The following is a 19,960-nucleotide window of genomic DNA, read 5'->3' as shown; positions in this document are numbered from 1 at the left end:
AAACAGCAATAAATAGCATAATGAAACTTTCGGAATTTAGATTTGACCTGCCACAGAGCTTGATCGCACTTTATCCATCAGAAAACCGTGGAGAGTCTCGCTTGATGGTTGTAAATCGCAAGACAAAACAAATTGAACACAAGATGTTTTCCGACATCATCAACTACTTTGAAGATGGTGATGTAATGGTAACTAACAATACAAAAGTATTTCCTGCACGTTTGTTTGGACAAAAAGAAAAAACAGGTGCTAAAATTGAAGTTTTCTTACTTCGTGAATTAAACCGTGAGCACCGCTTGTGGGACGTGTTGGTAGATCCAGCTCGTAAAATTCGTGTTGGTAACAAATTATATTTTGGTGACAGTGATTTAGTAGCTGAGGTAATTGACAACACTACTTCTCGTGGTCGTACTATTCGTTTCTTGTACGATGGCGATCATGATGCCTTAATGAAAGCTATTCATGAATTGGGAGAAACGCCACTTCCAGACGAAATTCGTTTTAAGCGTAAAGTAGAAACAAGCGACGAAGAACGTTATCAAACGATTTATGCTGAGCATGTAGGTGCTGTGGCTGCCCCAACAGCAGGTTTGCACTTCAACAAAATCATCATGAAGCGTATGGAGTTGAAAGGTGTGGCATTTACACCATTGACTTTGCACGTAGGTTTAGGAACTTTCCGTCAGGTAGATGTAGAAGACCTTACCAAGCACAAAACAGATTCAGAAAACTTCTTTATTCCTGAAGATACTTGTAAGCTAGTAAACGACGGTATTGATACCAACAAGCGTATTTGTGCGATTGGTACAACTGCCTTGAAAGCGTTGGAATCTTCTGTATCGGCAGACGGTCACTTGAAGCCAATTGAAGGCTGGACAGATAAATTTATCTTCCCTCCTTACGATTTCCGTATTCCAAATGCTCTTCTAACAAATTTCCACTTGCCTGAGTCTATCCTTATCATGATGACAAGTGCATTTGGTGGTTATGAACTAATCAAAGAAGCATACGAAATTGCGATTAAAGAAAAATACAAATTCTTTAGCTACGGCGATGCAATGTTGATTATCTAATCCATTTCTTTCCAGCGTAAGAATTAGCAATACTTTGAGAAGTCGTAAGAGTTTGTTTCAACACAAATTTCTTACGACTTCTTGTTTAAAGGCTGTTTCCTCATTTATATCATCATTATGTCTTCAAACAAATATGCCATCGTTGTTGCAGGCGGAAGTGGTAGTCGTATGCAAAGCCAACTTCCCAAGCAATTCATTGAGCTAGGTGGTTTACCAATCCTTTTCCATACCCTTTTACGCTTCAAACAAGCCGACGAAAGTATCCAATTGATTTTGGTATTACCCAGCGCCCATCAGGCATACTGGCAATCTCTTTGCGAAAAACATTCGGATATAGCTCAGAGAGTTCCTCACTGGTTGGTGGATGGCGGTCAAACCCGTTTTCAGTCTTCCCAAAACGGTCTCTCTCGTATCGAAGGTGATGGATTGGTCAGTATTCATGACGGCGTGCGTCCGTTTGTAGAGGCAGCAGTTATTCAAAATAGTTACCAAACAGCCCAGACCTTGGGTAGTGCCGTGGTAAGCGTTCCATCCAAAGATTCGGTAAGAGTCAATGGAGTCGCCGTTGACCGATCTACAGTACGTTTGATTCAGACACCACAGACATTTCAGGTAAGTATTTTGAAAAAAGCTTTTGAAACAGAAGAACTAAGCACATTTACCGACGACGCTAGCGTAGTAGAAGCAGCAGGCTTTCCTATTCATTTGATTGATGGTTCTTATGAAAACATCAAAATTACAACGCCAGAAGACTTGCTGTTTGCCAATATGCTTTTAGAGAAGTATAGGGATTGAGGATTGGGGATTTGGGATTTGGTTAAAAAAGTCTCACACACTATCTACCCATTTACAACGCACATTTTTCAACTTTTCCGAAAAAACTGAACCCTAATCCCTCACCCCTATCGCCTAAAAACACTTTGTGCCTACTTCAAAAGAAAAAACTAAACCCTATACCCTAAAATCACTTTGTGCCTCTGTGCCTTTGCCCCTGTTCACTAACAAAAAACAAAACAAAACCCCATATAAAAACCAAATGAGAAAACGACTTAGCAAGGACGAATACGTTGCTGGAGTATTAGAAGGCAACCGAATGATACTGAGCAGAGCTATTACTCTAATCGAAAGTCAGCTCGATACAGATAAGGCGCTAGCTAGAGAGGTACTCGAAACACTCTTGCCACACACTGGTAACTCAGTCCGACTAGGCATTACAGGAGTACCTGGCGTTGGCAAAAGTACTTTTATCGAGACTTTTGGAAAACATTTGACCAATCAAGGGAAAAAAATTGCTGTGCTGGCGATTGACCCAAGTAGTCAAATTTCAAAAGGCAGTATTCTTGGAGACAAGACACGTATGGAAGAACTTTCGAGAGACCCCTTGGCGTATATCCGACCTTCACCTGCGGGTATCTCATTGGGAGGGGTAACTCATAAAACACGAGAAACGATGTTGCTTTGCGAAGCAGCAGGATTTGAAGTGATTGTTATCGAAACTGTTGGCGTTGGGCAATCAGAAACATTTGTTCATGGGATGGTAGATTTTTTCTTATTGCTCATGTTGGCTGGTGCAGGCGACGAGCTTCAAGGTATCAAAAAAGGCATTATGGAAATGGCTGATTTGGTGGCAATTACCAAAGCCGATTCGGGTAACGAACTACAAGCTCGTCAGGCGAAAGTTTCCTATGAAAATGCCCTTCATTTGTTCCCTGCGAGCGGTAGTGGCTGGTATCCAAAAGTATTGACTTGCTCGGCTGTGACCCAAACGGGGATAGATGACATTTGGAAAACGATCCTTGCTCATCGTGAACTTTTACAACAAAATGGCTATTTCTTTATTAACCGCAAACAACAAAATCTAGCTTGGATGCATGACTTTATAAAGCAGACACTAGAGGAAAGATTTTACCAAAATCCACAGATTCAACAAGAGCTTTCGAGCGTAGAATCAGCGGTAACAGAAGGGCAAAAATTACCCATCAAGGCTGCTCTTGAGCTATTAAAGCTCTTTGAAAAGTCGATATATTCCTAATATATTCTCATAAGTTGTATTTCTCATACTTATGAGTTTTTGAAACAATCCATTTAGTAAGATGACAAAAACAAATTCCATTTACACCCTTCAGTTTTGGCTTTTATGTTTAAGTAATTTCCTGTTTTCAGCAAGTTTCCAAATGATGATTCCAGAGTTGCCAGATTATTTGGCATCCATGGGTGGAAAAGAATACATCGGTTATATTATTGCTTTATTTACATTAACGGCTGGTATTTCGAGACCATTCTCTGGAAAACTAACCGATACCATTGGACGCGTTCCCATTATGGCTTTTGGTTCAGTGGTATGTTTTATTTGTGGCGGTATTTATCCTTGGGTAAGTGGTGTGGCCACATTTCTTTTCTTAAGGTTTATTCATGGGATGTCTACAGGCACCAAACCTACGGCAACTTCCGCCTACGTTGCCGATATTATTCCCGAAGACCGTCGTGGCGAGGCACAAGGGATGTTAGGCATTTTTACCGCCACAGGTATGTCGATGGGACCGACCATTGGGGGCTATCTGACCGAATTATTCTCGATAAATACTATGTTTTATACTTCTTCCTCATTTGCCTTATTATCGATTTTGATTTTGGTAAATATGAAAGAAACACTTCCCAAAGAACAAAAACAGCCTTTTTCTCTAAAACTTTTCAAAATAGGCTGGGTGGATGTTTTCGAGCCGAGGGTTGTGCCTACTTTTTTGGTCATGCTATTAGTGTCGTTTTCATCGGGTGTTATCTTAACACTCATTCCCGATCAAACCAAGATGCTTGGTATGAGCAACAAAGGAATATTCTTTACAGTTTATACGATTGCATCATTGGTTGTGAGAATGTTTTTTGCCAAAAGTTCAGATAAATACGGACGAATTCCTGTACTCATCATTTCAAGTGTTTTGTTGGCCGTATCCATGCTGATTTTAGGATATGCCAATAACTTCACAGCCTTGATGATAGCCTCTATTTTGTTTGGTTTCTCTTGGGGCTTCAATACCCCTACCCTCACCGCTTGGACAGTAGATTTGTCTGACGAGCGATACCGAGGGCGTGCTATGGCAACCATGTATATAGCCCTTGAAGCAGGCATTGGTATAGGCGCTGTAGCAGCAGGAAAGCTTTATCAAGGTAAAGTAGAAAATCTACCCTATTCGTACATCATTGCGGCGGTATTATCTTTGGTAAGTTTGGTGTATTTAGTAATATTACGTAAGAATCAGAAAAAGCACCTTGTTGCTTAAAGTTTAAATCACAAAATCATGGTATTTGAGCTATATCTCGAAGAAAAAAATATCAATGCAGAAATGTTTTTATGGGACAATCCAAAGCATTTCGCAGAATTGAAAAAGATTTTTAATGAAATGCACCCTGATGGCTTTACAGCGCAGAAGAAGTTTTTAATAAACCAGCTTCGTCGTAAATATATGCTGAAGCAGTTTGCGTAGCATGTATTTAATAGACAGTTCATTTTAAAAGTAAAAGGTTATTCGTTAATAGTATATCTGTTATCAGAATACTCTCATAATCCGAGGTATACTATTAGAAAGGCACTTAGATTTATCATTCATTTAATCTTTCCTGTTACTCAATTAGGGTCCACTAAATTGTTTCTAACATTTATGTGAAAAAGAAACCGATGAACTTATAACCTTTATACAAATAACATATTTCAAAAAACAAGGATTTTAAGCCATTAGAATAGAAAAAAGCTTAATAATCCTTGTTTTTTTTATAGATATATTTCTAAATTTACTCACAACAAGATATAACCTTGGTAGTTGTTTTTTTGCCCCTTTTTCATTTATATCATCTTGCTATAACTTTGGACAGTTGAATTTCTGACTCCTCGAAAATTTACTTTCAAAATCAATAGCAGGATTATAGCTTAGCATCAAAATCCTATCTCGTTTTTCTTGTCTATTAAGTTTGTGTAAAAGACCAACCTTGGTACAATATTTTATACTTGTACGAAGTTTTTTCACAAATTTAATATAACCTTTACCCAATAACTCTCTTTCTGAAATCGATTGAGGATTGGAGTAAAACAAAACAACAATCTAATAATCAATTATTTAACTTTTAGAAAAAAATGGCTTATAACATCTTAGACATCGAAGGAATCGGTCCAGTTTATGCTGAAAAATTAGGTGCAGTAAATATCAAAACTGTTGAACAACTCCTTGAAGTTGGTGCTACCAAAAAAGGTCGCTCATCATTGGCTGATGAAACAGGAATCGATGAAAAACGCATCCTTCGTTGGGTAAACATGGCTGATTTGTTCAGAATCAAAGGCATTGCAGAAGAAACATCTGACCTTTTAGAGGCTGCTGGTGTGGATACTGTAAAAGAATTAGCAACTCGTAATGCTGCTAACTTGCACGCTAAAATGGTAGAAACAAATGAAGCAAAAGGCTTAAGCGGACGTGTTCCAAGCTTGTCTCAAGTAGAAGGCTATATTGAGCATGCAAAAACTTTACCTCCAGTTGTCACTTACTAATCTGGATAAAATCTTGAAATAATACTACTCTTTATCGAGTAAAAGTACCCTCACTATAGCTTTGTATTAGCGTAGTTGAGGGTACTTTTTTTGTTTAAAAATGCTTCCAAGATTATTTAGAAAGTAAACAATAACCATGATTTTTTTCCTAATATTTTTCAATATTAATACGCCATTTTATCAAAGCTGAAAAGATTTTTTTGAACAAAACTAATCCAACATTGTAAAATTTCAATAAATCATCGAAGCCTGACGGATGAAATTAGCTTTTTATTGAACTTTGGCAAGAAATCAATCAGCGAAAATTGTACAATTCGTAGCATATTCAAACACTATAATAAAACTGTTAACTGAAATAAAATAATAATCTCAAGCCAATTTTTTTTTAGCGCAATATGAACACATCCCAACTCGAAAATTTATTCCCTGCGGAAGCTGATATTCCAGCAGAATATAATATCACCGAGCCGATTGAGCAACGTGAATACTTGGTAAATGGTGAGATGCGTCAATGGGCTGGTAAAACCCAAGATGTTTGGTCTCCTGTTTATGTAAAAACTGAAAAAGGATTAGAACAAAAACGCATTGGTTCTTACCCTATCACAGATGCCCCAGATGCTATCGAAGTATTGTATGCAGCCGTGAAAGCTTACAACAATGGTCGTGGCGAATGGCCATCGATGAGTGTAAAACAACGTATCGAATGCGTTGAGCGTTTTACTCAAAAAATGATCCAAAAACGTGACGAGGTTGTAAAATTGTTGATGTGGGAAATCGGTAAATCTTTAGGTGATTCACAGAAAGAATTTGACCGTACTGTTCAGTACATCTACGATACAATCGACGCGCTTAAAGATATCGACCGTAACTCTTCTACTTTCTTGATTGAAGAAGGTATTATCGGGCAAGTACGTCGCTCACCACTAGGTGTTGTATTGTGTATGGGACCATTCAACTACCCATTGAATGAGACTTTCACAACATTGATTCCTGCTTTGATTATGGGAAATACGTTGTTGTTTAAACCTCCGAAACACGGTACATTATTGCACTACCCATTATTAGAGGCGTTCCGTGATTCATTCCCTGCTGGTGTAATCAACACAGTTTATGGTCGTGGAAACTCGGTTATCCCTAGCTTAATGGAGTCAGGTAAAATCGATGTATTGACCTTGATTGGTTCATCTAAGGTAGCTGATAAGTTGAAAAAAATGCACCCTAAAGTAAACCGTTTGAGAGCAATCTTAGGTTTGGATGCAAAAAATGCAGCTATCGTTACAGAAAGTTCAGACCTTGAATTGGCAGTTAAAGAATGTATGCTAGGCTCATTGTCATTCAATGGTCAGCGTTGTACTGCACTCAAAATCATGTTCGTTCACGAAACATTGATAGAAAAGTTCAACCAACGTATGGCTGAAGAAATTGGCAAATTGAAATTAGGTTTGATGTGGGAAAAAGGTGTAAACATTACGCCGCTTCCTGAGCCAAACAAGCCAGCATATTTGAAGGAGCTTATCGAGGATGCTAAGTTACACGGTGCAAAAGTGATTAACGAAAATGGTGGCGAAAGCTTCAAATCATTCGTATTCCCTGCTTTACTTTCACCAGTAACTAGCCAAATGAAAATCTGGCATGAAGAGCAATTTGGCCCTGTAGTTCCAGTGGTACCTTTCAACAATATTGAAGAGCCAATCGAATATATTACCAATTCTTCACACGGTCAGCAAGTATCTATTTTCGGAACTGATGTAAATCAAATTTCAGAATTGATCGATGCTGCGGTAAACCAAGTTTCTCGTGTGAATATCAATGCTCAATGTCAACGTGGACCAGACACATTCCCATTCACAGGTCGTAAAGACTCTGCTGAAGGTACTTTGTCTGTAACAGCAGCACTTCGTTCGTTCTCGATTCGTACGGTTGTAGCAACAAAACAAACTGCTGAAAACAAAGCATTGGTAAATCAAATTGTTGAAAATCAAGAATCTAACTTCTTGTCAACTAGATTTATATTGTAGGTAAAAGTTATTGGTTATTAGTGTGAATGTTATCAGAGATTATCTACTTCAACAATGGATGTTCTCCTACTATTAACCAATGAAGGCTTTTTACTTATCATAAAAACAAAAAGGCTGTTTCAAATTTGAAACAGCCTTTTTGTTTTTATGTGTCACTATTAATGCTGAATTGCGAGTTGTGAATTGTGAATTAATAGTATATCCGAGATGTAATTTTAATTTAACCTTCTAATTATGAGCTACTTCAAATAACGAATATACTATTAACGAATAACGTCTTCTTTCTTAATTCAATAGGTACTCGCTTAATTTTGACTCTAAATCTTTGGTAGACATATTTCTAAAAATTCCTCCATGAGACACGAAAGAAATTTCACCCTTTTCCTCTGATACTACAATCACTGCGGCATCAGTTTGTTCGCTCATCCCAAATGCAGCACGGTGTCTGAAACCTAGCGTTGGCGAAATCGTACCACTTTCCGAGATAGGAAGCATACAACGAGCCGCAGCCAAGCGACTATTTTTGATAATAACAGCTCCGTCGTGCAATGGTGAGTTTTTATGAAAAATGGTCAAGAGTAATCTTTTGGATACCTGAGAGTCGATTTCATCACCAGATTCAATGAATTTTTTCAAATCATCTTCTTTTTCAATAACAATCAACGCACCTGTATGCGTAGCAGCCATTGTACGTGTTGCTTCTACTATAGCTTGAAGATTGGATACCTTATCTTTGGAAATTTTGGGCGTATAAAATCTTTTCAAAATCGCATTTTCTTGGAATGAGGTCGAGCGACCCAACATTAATAGAAAACGACGAATTTCTTGTTGAAAAATAATTAAAAGTGCCAATACTCCAACATTCATAAATTGCCCCAAAATGGCAGAAAGCAATTCCATGCCAAAGGCCGTTGCTAACAAATAAACAGCATATACGATGATAAAGCCAAAAAATATCTTATTCGCAATACTACCCTGAATGAGTCGGTATATCTGATAGAGCAAGAAAGCTACCAGCATTACGTCAACTACATCTATAAAATCAATATTTAAAAAGCCAATGTGCATACAGTTTTAAGGTTTTTGCGATTAAAGTACTAATATAAAGTGTCGGTTTTAAGTAAGATATGAGCATTAGGACAAATAGCTCGGTAAAAATCAATTTTGGATGGCTCGCATACGCCAGGAAAATCTCCTTGTTTGCCCAACATATCAGTCATCACTTGAAAATGCAAATGAGGAGGCCAGTTGCCATTTTCAGGAAAATTGCCGAATTCTGCTATACGCTGCCCCTTATCAATAACCTGATTGACTGCTAGTCCATCCAAAGAGCTCACACTCAAATGTCCATACAGCGTGTAAAAAATATAACCTTCTAGTTCATGTTCCAGAATGATGGTTGGACCATAATCACCAAAGTTATCATTGTTGGCAAAACTATGGACTTTACCAGCCAATGGTGCAAATACTGGCGTACCAGCAGCTGCCCAAATATCTACTCCCAAGTGAATAGACCTAGGTTCTACGGTTTGCTGGAAATGTTCACTTCTACGATATATATACCGATTTTCAAAATATCCGCCGATGGCACAAACTGCCTGCGCTTCTTGAATTTTAGCAAATACATATTCTGAAAAAATAGCAGTATCGGTTAAATCTATTTTCTTTAGGTCGGTATTCTCAGCGGTAAGGTCGATTTTCAACAGGGTATCTTCCGACAATTCGAAAGGCACAACTGGAGCAAAATCATATTTTTTTAGTATTTCTTCTATTAACATTTTTGTCTTAAAATCTTGTTTGTATAAAGGCTTTAGGCCCATACCTGTGTACCCTCAGTACAGTTTTTACACATTTCAATTTCACTCCTTGATTTCAAAACGACTTGTCTAAAATTCTGATAGGATTCAGCTTTCCAAAGGGTTTTAAATGACGTTTGACTCAAATCACCTAATCTATGTTCTGCATCTTTGTCAAAACAGCATGGAACTACCAATCCATCCCAAGTAATTACGCATGAATGCCACATTTTCCAACAATGATTGAGCAAATGATTTTTGATTTGATAGCTTCCATCTGCTTGTTGTTGGTAGCGAGCATATTTTTCTATTGTCGGAATCAAGGCTGAGCCTTGCTCGTAATCATATATTTGGGCTGTTTTTAAGGCAACTTCATCTACCTCTAACTCCTTCGCCAATTGCTTTACCTCCTCAATTTGGTGTTCGTTGGGACGTACTACCAAAAACTGAAATACGATATGTGGCGTGGAAGACTTAAGCGCTTTTTTCCATTTGACAATATGCTTTGTTCCTTCAATTACCTTATGGAGCTTACCACCAACACGATATTGTTCATACACCTCTTGGGTAGTTCCATCAATCGAAATAATCAGCCTGTCAAGTCCTGATTCTACTGTTTTTTGGCTTGTACATCGCTAAGATAATGAGCATTGGTAGAGGTAGCCGTGTAAATTTTCTTGCTGGCAGCGTACTGTACTAGTTCCAAGAATTGTGGATGAAGATAAGGTTCGCCTTGAAAATAAAAAATTAGATACGTAAGTGTATCCGCAAGTTCATCTATAGACCGACGAAACATCTCATCAGAAAGCATACCCGTTGGTCTGGTAAAAGAACGAAGTCCACTTGGGCATTCGGGACATCGTAGGTTGCAAGAAGTAGTTGGCTCAAACGAAATACTGATAGGAAGCCCCCAATGATGAACCTTACCTGTAAATTTAGAGAAATAGTAGCTCGCCAACACCTGAGTAGCATTCCAGAAACGCTTCCATGTAAGTTTTGAGATAAAATTCAGACCGTCAGTAAGGTTTCTATTCATTATAGTGTATGCGCTATGTGGCATAGGATTACAGACCTATGGTCCGAAATACCACATTTAGCTAGTCATTTTGAGAGTTCTCCAACACTATGCAAGCCTTTATTTTACACAAAATCAATCGTAAATTAAAGAACTTGGTTGTTATTGCTATTTACTCTGCAAATTACTCAATAAATGTTAAAACATCGGGGTATATTGTTTAATTCCTTGTAAAAGAGTACAGCTTTATTGAATAAAAGAGATATTTTGAAAAAAGTTCATTAGCACAAGGGGTACTTTCTTGATTTAATGCATAAAACATCTGTAGGTAATTTGGCAAGGAGTTGGTGAAGAATATAGTAGAAAATAGCGCTTTTTGATTCTGTATGTACACAAAGCTGAACACTCAAAAAAGCCATTGTTTTTAGAATATTTCGTAGACGATTAGGTCTAAAATTTAGGAGAAAATCGACTTTAAAGCCATTCTTAAAATGAATGAATATTCGGAATTAGGCAAAAACAAATCACCTTATTTTTTCGAAAATCATGATTTTTCAACGATAAAAATATATACTTTCAAAAAATCGTAGTTTTTTATGAAAAAAATTTAAAAAAAATATTGCTATTTCAACAATTCTAATGCAAATTGCTCTTGTTATAGATGTCCTCAAAACATTCCGCTAGATGTGATGACGATATGATATAATTAGTATAAATTATAACCTTACTTAATTTAAAACTAATTTCTTCATACTTGTTTCTGAGATATAATCTCAGCTCATCTTCATTGCGTCCAATAAGCATTTAAGGCATCACTTTACCAAGACATTAATCATTTAATTGATATACGATATTCTATTGCGAAAGCATTCAAAATACTAACTAAGTAATCTTTTATTAGATTATTTTTTTATGGGTTCGGGTTACAGAAAAAGTCAAGAGTGATACTCTTGACTTTTCTAATTTTATACCTATCTCGTTTTGCTAAAGCCGTAGACATTATCTATGAATTTTCTTTAGCATACAAATTCACCTTTATTTACCCTGAAAATTGGCAGGTCTTTTCTGTAAAAATGCGGTGACTCCTTCTACAAAATCATGGCTTTGAGCTGCTTCATCTTGATGAATTGCTTCCAACTCCAACATTTGTTCTAGTGAAGAATGTGAAGATTGATTCAATACTTTCTTGATTAAACCAATTGCCTTGGTTGGTGCTTTGGCATATTGCTGCGCTACAAACTCCAATGTTGCTCTAAATTCATTTGCTGGCACTACTTTCGAAACCAAACCTAATTCCAAACACTCCTGAGCACTTAAGCGCCTACCTGTAGAGCATAGCTCAAAAGCAAGTTGTGAACCAACAATTCTTGGTAAGAAATACGAAGAGCCAGCGTCGATAATTAAGCCAATACTGACAAAAATTTCAGACATTGCCGCAGTTTCAGAGGCAATTAATATATCACAAGCCAAAGCCAACGAACACCCTGCCCCTGCAGCGATGCCATTTAATCCCCCAATAATTGGTTTGGGAGAATTTCGCATAGCCAATACCATCGGATTGTAGTTTTTACGTAATGATTCGCTTGGTAGTTTTATATTGCCCAACCCTTCTTTTAAGTCTGCACCAGAGCAAAATGCCTTCTCCCCTTCTGAGGTCAACACCATCACACGAACGTCAGTATCTTCTGATGCCATATTTACGGCTTTGGTTATTTCCTGAATCAGACCAGGATTTAAAGCATGATACACCTCAGGTCGATTGAGCGTAATAAATGCAATAGCATTTTTCACTTCATATTTTAGTAATTCAAACATAGATTTTCTGTTAAAAAGGTTTTACAATCAATGTTTGAAGTTCTAAAAAAATAATTTGTTATGCAAGCATACTATTTAATTTTAGTTTTGATAATTATCTCATACAAGAAACTTCAAAATATATGCTCACAATAAAAGCAAAGTGACTGATAAACTAATAGCTAGACCCACTGCTACACCTGCAATAATCTGGGAAAGTGTATGTGCTGCCAACTGTAATCGAGCGGAAAGTAAGAAGCCTCCTAAAATTACTAACGTAGCAAGTGTTCCAAGCAAGTGCGCCTCTGGTAAGTGAATCGCAATACCCAAGATTGCGCCTATAGTTCCTGATATGCCAACAGCATGAGCGGATATTTTCCAGTACAAACTAACAAAAGATACCACCGCAATAGAAAAGGTAATACTGCTCATCAGCACGGCTACTTCAGGGAATTGTTGAATGGATTTTGTATAAAATGCCGTAATAAAGGTGTAAATAATCACGGTAAGAAGATAGGGCAATCGTCGGTCGCGAAGTGTCTGCATATCAAGTGTTTTGATATAGCCTAAACGAAATACAAAATAGATAGAAAGCGCTGGAACTAGGAAGGTTTGAAGGAAAATCAGAATCAAAAGTCCTAACTTTAGACTTAGCATTCCTACTTTGGCTGCACTGTTAAAAAGTTCTAGGTTGGGTATAGCAGCTGGCGCTTGGTAAAAAATAATCCCAAACAACAAGGTTGGCATAACTAAGGGATGTAGTACTACAGAGAGAATATATGCGAGACGAGCGTTCAAAGTCGAGTAAAATAAAAGTGAATGATGAATAATTTTCTTGCAACAGCAAATTTAAAACTATTCATCATTCACTTATGATAGACTTGCAATTAAAGTTGTTTACGAAGGCGGGCTACAGGGATATTGAGTTGTTCACGATATTTTGCCACCGTTCTTCGAGCAATATTATATCCTTTTTCGTTTAAGTATTTTTCTAGTTTATCATCCGAAAGCGGATTTTTCTTAGGTTCATTCTCGATCAATTCTTTCAAGATATTTTTTACTTCTCGGCTTGAAGCATCTTCGCCCGATTCGGTCGAAATACCTTCTGAGAAGAAATATTTAAGCAAATACAAGCCAAATTCTGTTTGTACCGATTTGCTACTCGCCACCCTCGAAACGGTAGAAATATCCATTTCGATTTCGTTGGCGATATCTTTCAATATCATTGGTTTAAGTTTTGACTCATCCCCCGACAAAAAGAACTCCTTTTGATAATCCACAATCGCCTGCATAGTTTTCAAGAGCGTTTGTTGACGTTGTTTGATGGCGTCGATAAACCATTTGGCCGAATCCAGTTTTTGTTTGATAAACGTAACCGTTTCTTTTATTGATTTATTGTTCTTGTCGCTCTTGTCATATGTTTCGAGCATTTCGTGGAATGAAGTACTCACACGCAATTCTGGTGCATTTTTGGAATTCAAGAAAATTTCCAACTTACCATTATTATTCGTCAGAATGAAGTCAGGCATTAAGAACTGCGTCACATTCGAATCATCGTCAGAAGCACCGGGTTTGGGATTCAATTTAGTAATCAAAGAGATCGCTTCCTTCATTGCTTCATCTGTGATACCAAGACGCTTTTGAATCTTCTCGTAGTGTTTTTTCGAAAATTCATCAAAGTACTCATCTACTATTCGGATAGCATCCTGAATACGTGGCTCATTTTGGGACTTGCGGTCAAGTTGGAGTAATAGGCATTCCTTCAAATCTCTGGCAGCGATACCCGCTGGGTCGAAAGTCTGAATGGCACGCAAAACCTCCTCGACTTCTTCAATGCTGGTATAAACACCTTGTGTGAAAGCAAGGTCGTTTACAATGGCCTGCATTGGACGTCGAATATAGCCATCGGCTTCAATAGAACCGATGATTTGTTTTCCAATAGTTTCTTTTGTTTCGTCTAATCGAAGAAAACCGAGCTGAGTGTTGAGATGGTCTGTTAAACTTTCCACCATCATGATTGGCATTTCTTTTTCTTCTTCTTCCCCTCCGTTTCCGTCACCTTGCATTTTGTAACCACTATAATCATCATGGAGGTAGGAGTCTATATCCAAATCTCTGTCCTCATAATCAGCAAATTCATCTTCTTTATAGTCGTCGAATTCTTCATCAAATTCTTCCTTTTGCTCTTGGACGTCATTATCCATCTCCATGCCTTCTTCCAAAGCTGGATTTATCTCAAGCTCCTCCTCAATTCTAGCCGCCAGCTCAAACGTCGGAATTTGTAAGAGCTTTATAAACTGAATTTGTTGTGGTGATAGTCGCTGCTGAAGCGACTGGTTTAAGGATAGTTTTTGCATATTTTATGACATGTAAGGATTACTGTAGAAACATCCATCAAGTTTGGTATAAGGTTTGAGGACGGTCTTTCTTTTCACCCTCTATCAACAATCTTGCCAATTTGCTCGATAAAAATAATTAAGATGTTTGACAAATCCCAAATACAAATAATCATTTTACATAAAAATCTGTAAAACAGAAACTTACATTTTCAAACTTTTTTCGACCACTTACAAAAAACTTATGAAAAGCAATTCATCATTCGGTAATTGACAGAATTGTAAGTAATTTTGAATAGTAGGTAACCAAAATGGCAATCCTATTTACTAAAATACTTACGTATGGAGGTATAAAGAAGATTTATTCAAATACATTTTGTAAAACTAGACAATGCAAATCAAACAAATCTTAGCAGAAGCAGCTGTAGGCTCAGAAATTACAGTAAAAGGCTGGGTAAGAACCAAGCGTGAATCTAAAAACGTAACTTTCATTAATATCAATGATGGTTCGGTTATTCACAATATCCAAGCTGTGGCTGAGGCAGGTGTTTTGAATGAGGAAACTCAAAAACTCATTACAACGGGTGCATGTGTAGCCATTACAGGAACTTTAATCGAGTCACAAGGTTCAGGTCAAAAAGTAGAATTACAAGTAAAATCTGCACTTGTATATGGTACTGCCGACCCTGAGAAATACCCATTACAACCTAAAAAACACTCATTGGAGTTTTTGAGAGAAATTGGTCACTTGCGTCCTCGTACAAATACATTCTCAGCAATCCTTCGTGTTCGTCACACTTTGGCATATGCCATTCATAAATACTTCAACGACAATGGTTTCTTCTATCTTCATACTCCAATCATTACTGGTTCGGATGCTGAAGGTGCAGGCGAAATGTTTCGTGTAACTACGCTCGATCCTAAGAATCCACCATTGAACGAAGATGGGTCTGTTAACTACAAAGAAGACTTCTTTGGTCGTGAAACAAATCTAACGGTTTCGGGTCAGTTGGAAGGTGAATTAGGCGCTATGGCGTTATCAAAAGTTTATACTTTTGGTCCTACTTTCCGTGCTGAAAACTCAAACACGGCTCGTCACTTGGCTGAGTTCTGGATGATTGAGCCAGAAGTTGCTTTTTATGAATTAGAAGACAACATGGCTTTGGCTGAAGATTTTACTAAGTATGTGATCAAGTATGCCCTTGACAACTGTTATGATGACTTGGTATTCTTGGAAGGTCGCTTGAAAGAAGAAGAGAAAAATAAGAAACAAGAAGAGCGTTCAGAACTGGCGCTTATTGAGAAATTGAAATTTGTGATTGACAACGATTATGTCAAGTTGACATATACCGAAGCAATCCAAATCTTATTGAGCTCAAAACGTCATAAAGAAGGTAAATTCCAATATCCTGTAGCTTGGGGTATCGACTTGCAATCTGAGCATGAGCGTTATTTGGTAGAAAAACACTTCAAAAAACCAGTTATCTTAACCAACTATCCGAAAGACATCAAAGCTTTCTACATGAAGTTGGATGAAGTAACTGATAATGTTCCTGGGCAAACTGTACGCGCAATGGACGTATTATTCCCAGGTATTGGTGAGATTATCGGTGGTTCGCAACGTGAAGATAACTACGAAAAATTGGCACAACGTTGTCAAGAAGTCGGTATTCCTATCGAATCAATTTGGTGGTACTTAGAAACTCGCCAGTTTGGTACAGCACCACACGCTGGTTTCGGTATTGGTTTCGAACGTTTGGTAATGTTTGTAACGGGTATGACTAATATCCGTGACGTAATTCCTTTCCCTCGTACGCCAAAAACTGCTGAATTCTAGGAACTAGTTAGTAGTTATAGGTATATCTGTTATTAGAAAATAACCTGAAAGATATATCTTGGATGCTACAGAAATAAACAACTTTAAAGGTTGTGCTGATATTTGAAAAAATGTCGGCACAACCTTTTTTGCTATTCAGCATGTCAATCATTTATGTGAAAATGAATATCTTTATTACAGCTTACACTTCAGAGTCGACACATGTATTTAAACTCTTTTTTTAATATGAAAAAAATTATACTAACCTTTTCCCTCATCATAGGAATTACAGCAACACTATCTGCTCAGTCTACCGACGAAACTGCAGTAAAGGCGGTCATCGACCAGCTATTTACTGGCATGCAAAAGCATGATACAACTATGATTAAAGCAGTTTTTCACCCATCTATCCGAATGCAATCGATAGGAATGAGTCGTAAAACACAACAAATGGAACTTACCACCGAAAATGGAATTGCCGATTTTGTCAAACAAATTGGCTCACTTCCTGCCAGTTTGGCAATTGAAGAAAGGTTATTGAGCTATGAAATCAGAATTGATGGGCAGATGGCAACCGCTTGGACTCCCTATGAATTTTATGCCAATGGTAAATTTAGTCATTGTGGCGTTGATGCCTTTCAGCTTTTCAAAACTCCAGAAGGTTGGAGAATCATCGCTTTAGCAGATACTCGCAGAAAAGATTGTGGCAAGTAAGTATTAATGCTGAGTTGTGAATTAAGAATTGTGAATTTAATTTCTAATTATTAGCATTTAACCGTATCACCTAGTTCGAGACTTAGTCTCGGACTAGGTGATACGGTTGTAGAGATACAGTGCATTGCGTATTTGCAATTTAGACATATCGATTTAATAGCATTAATTTAGTAGGTCAGTTCAGGGGACTGGCCTTTTTTTAGTTATTTTGCGAGGGAAACACCTTATTAAATGTCTTTAACTATTAACTATCCCATGATTCAATTTCTCAAATTTTTCAAAAGTCTTACTTATGCTTTTCAGGGCATAGGAATGTTGCTGAAAGAAAATAACTTTCGGATACATCTGCTTATTTTCGGCTTTGGGCTTTTGTTTGGCTGGTTTTTCGATATTAGCATTACCGAGTGGCTGTTTGTGGTATTGGGCAACGGACTGGCGATTGCCTCAGAAGGGTTTAATTCCGCGATTGAAGCGGTTGTGGATTTGGCATCTCCAGACTTTCATCCTTTAGCCAAAAAAGCCAAAGATATCGCTGCTGGCTCGGTTTGGATAACGGCTATGGCTTCTATGATTTGCCATATTATTATCTTTTTACCTAAAATCATCACTTTTGTCGAAAGCCTATTATAGAAGAGGGAGCATAATATACGCCCCCTTTCTTGATCGCTCATTCATTTATCCATAAAATGCTTATTTCTTTTTACGTACGTTTTTCCAAATAAAATACCCTCCCAAAAGCACCAGTACCACGACTACTCCTATGATTAATTTGGTCCAAACTAAGGGATCAACATGTTCCTCCTCGGTAATTACCACTAATTGATTGGCCTTCTGATTTTTGAGTACTTGCTTGTATCCTCCCGTCCAATGCACAATAATTTCGTCGACCTGTGTAGCATTCCCAAGTCCAAAATGGGCAAATGTGGCGTTTTGAGACAAATGACTAGAGCCTCCGCCGTCTATTTCACGAATATAATGCTTACCACCAACTACTATTTCCACTTTAGAACCCAAACCATGTGTTTCGGCTTGAATACCTTTCAAGGCAATTTTTATCCAATTTCCTTTTGCGCCATCATTGCGATACAAATGGGTAACCGACTCTGTTGGGAAATTGGGTAATACAGGCTTTTGATTGACCACTAGTAAATCCAAGTCACCATCGTTGTCATAATCTAACATGACCGAACCACGACCAATGCCGTAGTCATTTATACCTTTGAGACCAGCCAAGTCGGTATATTTACCATTGTTATTCTCGAAATAAAAATCCCCCATTGGTACACAATTAGGATTCAAGTCGCCATTGACCACAAACAAATCTAAATCGCCATCATGGTCAAAATCAGCAAAATTTGCGCCCCAACTAATCGTGATTGTATTCAGACCAGCCTCTGCGGTTTTGTCAGAAAAAGCTTTTCCAGGACCATTATTTATCATCAGCTTATTAAACCGAATATTGGTAAAAAAATAGTCCATCAAACCATCATTATTATAATCACCAACGGCAGTACCCATCGAATTAATTTTCAAATCCATCCCCAATTTAGGCGCAACGTCATTGAAATAACTCATAGGATATTGGTTGTCCAACAACAAGTTTGGGGTCTTTTTGTACCCAAAATCATGGTTGACAATCAAGTCTTGATCGCCATCGTTGTCATAATCGGTAAAAACACCTCCAAAACCAAAACCTTTATGCGAAAGTCCATATGCTTTGTACTCATCTTTAAAACCTTTGCCCTGTTGGTTAATCAACAAATTACCCTCTCCTATTTGATTGGCACCAACTATCATCGAGGCATTGATGGTACTCAAATCGCCTGGGTATTGGGTAAAATAATTTCCAACGTATAAATCGGGATATCCGTCAGCATTGACATCACCAAAATTAGCCCCAGTACTAAACGAATACAGTTCACCTAATCCATATTCTTTGGTAGCATCTCTGAAAGTATTGTTTTTATTATTCAAAAAAAGCAAATTGATTTCTCGGGGAATAATCTTTTTGGTACCTTTTGAAGTAATCGTCGTAATATATAAATCTACCCAACCATCACGGTTTACGTCGGCGGCGACTGCTCCTTGTGTTAGATAATTTCGAGTTTTGGTAAGCCCTGATTTTGTATAAATATTGGTAAAAGTTCCGTTTCGATTATTGAGATACAATACGTCATCGGCTTTACCACCAGCGATAAAAATATCTTCGAAGCCATCATTATTGATGTCAATCACACACGCTCCACCACCCAAAAAACCTTCGAACACTTCGAACTGGTGATTGATACCTGCTTGTTTTGACACTTCCGTAAACATTTTTTGCGCTTGAACAATAGTAGTGCTCGCAAGAAATACTATTCCTAATTTTAGTAAAGGTTTAATCATAGAAATTTGCTTAAAGAAATGAAAGAGAGTAGCCTTGATAGGACATAAAATTCATCCAATGGGCTACAAAAGAATCACCTTGCAATGGTATCATTGCAAACCATAATCTATCCTGAAATCAGTAGAACGCCAAGGATGGCCAATGTGAGCATTATGAATAAGACTGAACTTCTCATTCAAATATCAAGTAGTTTAACAATAGCTCATTGGGTTAATTACTAGTGGTAGGTGTCAAACTTGAGCTATGTAAGGCATTTCATTATTTATACTTGTAGGTTTTTAGACGTTATTAGTTAATAGTATATTCGTTATTAGAAGGAACTCACAAGCAAAAGGTTATAGGCTAAAAGTTTAAATATGTTTCTTAGAAAACCATAGAGAAACTTTGCCGAGTGCCCATAGCTGATTGCTGAAATCCAACAATACATTTTTACATAAAAAGATCAAAAAATGGTAAATTTCACCTTGATTTATTACCT

At 37.5% G+C, this 19,960-nt stretch carries 16 protein-coding genes and 1 pseudogene; 10 read left to right on the top strand and 7 right to left on the bottom strand.

Features of this window, described 5'->3' with window-relative positions; all coding sequences use genetic code 11:
- Positions 1–20 precede the first annotated feature (20 nt).
- The 7 genes from queA to BWI92_RS21260 all read left to right on the top strand — a co-directional run bounded on the left by queA (position 21) and on the right by BWI92_RS21260 (position 7,625).
- Complete coding sequence (gene queA / locus BWI92_RS21295) at positions 21–1,073, top strand: tRNA preQ1(34) S-adenosylmethionine ribosyltransferase-isomerase QueA (RefSeq protein WP_095166584.1); 1,053 nt, start codon at positions 21–23, stop codon at positions 1,071–1,073.
- 117 nt (positions 1,074–1,190) lie between these two features.
- A complete protein-coding gene (locus BWI92_RS21290; RefSeq protein WP_095166582.1) occupies positions 1,191–1,868 on the top strand; it encodes a 2-C-methyl-D-erythritol 4-phosphate cytidylyltransferase in 678 nt (225 codons plus the stop codon).
- Positions 1,869–2,109: 241 nt separating this feature from the next.
- Positions 2,110–3,105, top strand: a complete 996-nt coding sequence (meaB, locus tag BWI92_RS21285; RefSeq protein ID WP_095166622.1) for a methylmalonyl Co-A mutase-associated GTPase MeaB — start codon at positions 2,110–2,112, stop codon at positions 3,103–3,105.
- A 61-nt stretch (positions 3,106–3,166) separates the two neighbouring features.
- A complete protein-coding gene (locus BWI92_RS21280; RefSeq protein ID WP_095166580.1) occupies positions 3,167–4,351 on the top strand; it encodes an MFS transporter in 1,185 nt (394 codons plus the stop codon).
- A gap of 18 nt (positions 4,352–4,369) precedes the next feature.
- Positions 4,370–4,555, top strand: coding sequence for a hypothetical protein (locus BWI92_RS21275; RefSeq protein WP_095166578.1), 186 nt, complete (start codon positions 4,370–4,372; stop codon positions 4,553–4,555).
- Between the two features lie 644 nt (positions 4,556–5,199).
- Positions 5,200–5,607: a DUF4332 domain-containing protein gene (locus BWI92_RS21265; RefSeq protein ID WP_095166574.1), complete on the top strand. Its 408-nt coding sequence runs from the start codon at positions 5,200–5,202 to the stop codon at positions 5,605–5,607.
- Positions 5,608–6,002: 395 nt separating this feature from the next.
- Positions 6,003–7,625, top strand: coding sequence for an NADP-dependent glyceraldehyde-3-phosphate dehydrogenase (locus BWI92_RS21260; RefSeq protein ID WP_095166572.1), 1,623 nt, complete (start codon positions 6,003–6,005; stop codon positions 7,623–7,625).
- A gap of 285 nt (positions 7,626–7,910) precedes the next feature.
- On the opposite strand, the gene cdaA is transcribed toward BWI92_RS21260, so the two are convergent.
- The 6 genes and pseudogenes from cdaA to rpoN all read right to left on the bottom strand — a co-directional run bounded on the left by cdaA (position 7,911) and on the right by rpoN (position 14,587).
- Entirely contained in the window at positions 7,911–8,693 is a 783-nt protein-coding gene (cdaA, locus tag BWI92_RS21255; protein ID WP_095166570.1) for a diadenylate cyclase CdaA, read from the bottom strand.
- A gap of 29 nt (positions 8,694–8,722) precedes the next feature.
- Positions 8,723–9,403: a peptidoglycan DD-metalloendopeptidase family protein gene (locus BWI92_RS21250; RefSeq protein ID WP_095166620.1), complete on the bottom strand. Its 681-nt coding sequence runs from the start codon at positions 9,401–9,403 to the stop codon at positions 8,723–8,725.
- A 32-nt stretch (positions 9,404–9,435) separates the two neighbouring features.
- Positions 9,436–10,457 (bottom strand): annotated as a pseudogene (locus BWI92_RS21245) (SPASM domain-containing protein).
- A gap of 1,014 nt (positions 10,458–11,471) precedes the next feature.
- Complete coding sequence (locus BWI92_RS21240) at positions 11,472–12,251, bottom strand: enoyl-CoA hydratase/isomerase family protein (RefSeq protein ID WP_095166568.1); 780 nt, start codon at positions 12,249–12,251, stop codon at positions 11,472–11,474.
- Positions 12,252–12,377: 126 nt separating this feature from the next.
- On the bottom strand, positions 12,378–13,028 hold the full coding sequence (locus BWI92_RS21235; protein ID WP_229363443.1) for a hypothetical protein: 651 nt from the start codon (positions 13,026–13,028) through the stop codon (positions 12,378–12,380).
- Between the two features lie 89 nt (positions 13,029–13,117).
- Positions 13,118–14,587 carry an RNA polymerase factor sigma-54 gene (gene rpoN, locus BWI92_RS21230; protein WP_095166566.1) on the bottom strand — a complete coding sequence of 490 codons (1,470 nt, stop codon included), beginning with the start codon at positions 14,585–14,587 and terminating at the stop codon, positions 13,118–13,120.
- 370 nt (positions 14,588–14,957) lie between these two features.
- On the opposite strand from rpoN, the gene asnS reads away from it, so the two are divergent.
- The 3 genes from asnS to BWI92_RS21215 all read left to right on the top strand — a co-directional run bounded on the left by asnS (position 14,958) and on the right by BWI92_RS21215 (position 17,726).
- Positions 14,958–16,403, top strand: coding sequence for an asparagine--tRNA ligase (gene asnS / locus BWI92_RS21225; RefSeq protein WP_095166564.1), 1,446 nt, complete (start codon positions 14,958–14,960; stop codon positions 16,401–16,403).
- A 225-nt stretch (positions 16,404–16,628) separates the two neighbouring features.
- On the top strand, positions 16,629–17,096 hold the full coding sequence (locus BWI92_RS21220; protein ID WP_095166562.1) for a nuclear transport factor 2 family protein: 468 nt from the start codon (positions 16,629–16,631) through the stop codon (positions 17,094–17,096).
- Positions 17,097–17,327: 231 nt separating this feature from the next.
- Positions 17,328–17,726 carry a diacylglycerol kinase family protein gene (locus BWI92_RS21215; protein ID WP_217903458.1) on the top strand — a complete coding sequence of 133 codons (399 nt, stop codon included), beginning with the start codon at positions 17,328–17,330 and terminating at the stop codon, positions 17,724–17,726.
- Between the two features lie 60 nt (positions 17,727–17,786).
- Here BWI92_RS21215 and BWI92_RS21210 read toward each other — a convergent pair whose 3' ends face one another.
- Complete coding sequence (locus BWI92_RS21210) at positions 17,787–19,481, bottom strand: CRTAC1 family protein (protein WP_095166560.1); 1,695 nt, start codon at positions 19,479–19,481, stop codon at positions 17,787–17,789.
- Positions 19,482–19,960 lie beyond the last annotated feature (479 nt).

The organism is Flectobacillus sp. BAB-3569 (genome assembly GCF_002270355.1).
GTDB lineage: Bacteria > Bacteroidota > Bacteroidia > Cytophagales > Spirosomataceae > Flectobacillus > Flectobacillus roseus.
This window is presented reverse-complemented; position numbering and strand designations above follow the sequence as displayed.